The following is a 1,405-nucleotide window of genomic DNA, read 5'->3' on the forward strand; positions in this document are numbered from 1 at the left end:
GTAGTTTGGTGGGTGATATGCCGTAGTTTGGTGGGTGATATGCCGTGTTTTATCTTATTTAAAAAAATGATTTTAAAAAAAATGAAAATTTAGTATAAAATGAAATAATTGAATTTTTTGGAAAAGAACAGGGTGAAAGTGGAAAAACCTTTAGGGCAAAAAACTAAATTATTAGATCAGTATCGGGAAGAGCTTTTCTCTATGAGAAGTAAAGGATATTCATATCGTCAGATAGTAGAATTCTTAGCCAGGAAAGATATTATTGTATCATTAAATACTGTTAGAAATTATTTATTAAATTGAGCTCAGTCCCTCCACCTACCACAGAAAAGGGACTGAATAACTAAATGATGGAGACAATTATATGTCTACGATTCCCATTTTAGAACAGTTAGCTAATTTTATGCAACCTCTCATTTTTTCTATTGAGGGGTTAGTCTGTGAATAATTCATTAATAGAACGAGTTAAATCTCTTCGACAAAAATCGCTAGAACGCAATAAACTAAAAAATAGTGGGCTAGATAAAATAACAACAAGCAATGAATTAGACGAAAAAGACAAACTTGAGCCTAATGTGGTTTATCTACCAATTAGTAAAAAATCCACTATCCCAACTCCTAATACTGTACTGCGTAGTGCATTATTTGGAGTTGTGGGAAAAGGTAAGAGAATTTTAGAAAAAGGAGTTTTGAAGGCAACAGTTAATGGATATTCAATAAAATATTCAGGAGAACGATTAGATCAGTCTGATCTTGATGTTTGGTTGGAATGTATTAGACGTAGCCAAAGTTGTCAACTTGGAACAATAGTACGATTTGCAGCAAATGATTTTTTAAGATCAATTGATAGAAAGACAGGAAAAAGTCAGCATGAATGGCTTAAAACTTCATTAAAAAGAATGCGATTTACAGATATTGAAATATCTGACGGACGATTTATGTATTGCGGTAGTCTACTACACGAGTATTATCAAGATAAAATAAAAGGTGATAATTGTTTGATAATAAATGATAAAATCATTGATTGTTTTGAAAGTTCTAGTTGGACAGCGATTAATCATGCTTTAAGATTAGCATTGAGAGGAAAACAACTAACACAATGGCTATACGGGTTTTACAGTAGTCATTTTAAGCCGTTTCCAATAAAAATAGAAACATTGAAGCTCATTTCAGGAAGTAACTCAGAAACTAAAGAGTTTCGACGTATGATAAAAAAGTCTCTTGCTGAATTATCTTCTGTTACAGGATGGTCTTGTAAAATTGATGAAAAAGATAAAGTGATTGTGAATAAAAAATAACACTCTATGTCAGTGTTCATGGTTAGGAAATTGAATCGCTTTTAAAGTGAGTAGCAAAAGCCATCCCTTATTGCAAAAAGGAGATGGGGATCGATTTATTGTGTTTA

At 31.8% G+C, this 1,405-nt stretch carries 2 protein-coding genes; both read left to right on the plus strand.

What is annotated here, in order from left to right:
• Positions 1–132 precede the first annotated feature (132 nt).
• Positions 133–303 (plus strand): hypothetical protein, encoded by a 171-nt coding sequence (locus G468_RS24055; RefSeq protein WP_155847037.1) that lies wholly within the window; start codon positions 133–135, stop codon positions 301–303.
• 137 nt (positions 304–440) lie between these two features.
• The gene (gene trfA, locus G468_RS0117935) at positions 441–1,298 is read left to right on the plus strand and encodes a plasmid replication initiator TrfA (RefSeq protein WP_051297203.1); all 858 of its coding nucleotides are present in this window, start codon (positions 441–443) and stop codon (positions 1,296–1,298) included.
• Positions 1,299–1,405 lie beyond the last annotated feature (107 nt).

It is taken from the genome of Arsenophonus nasoniae DSM 15247, assembly GCF_000429565.1.
Lineage (GTDB): Bacteria > Pseudomonadota > Gammaproteobacteria > Enterobacterales > Enterobacteriaceae > Arsenophonus > Arsenophonus nasoniae.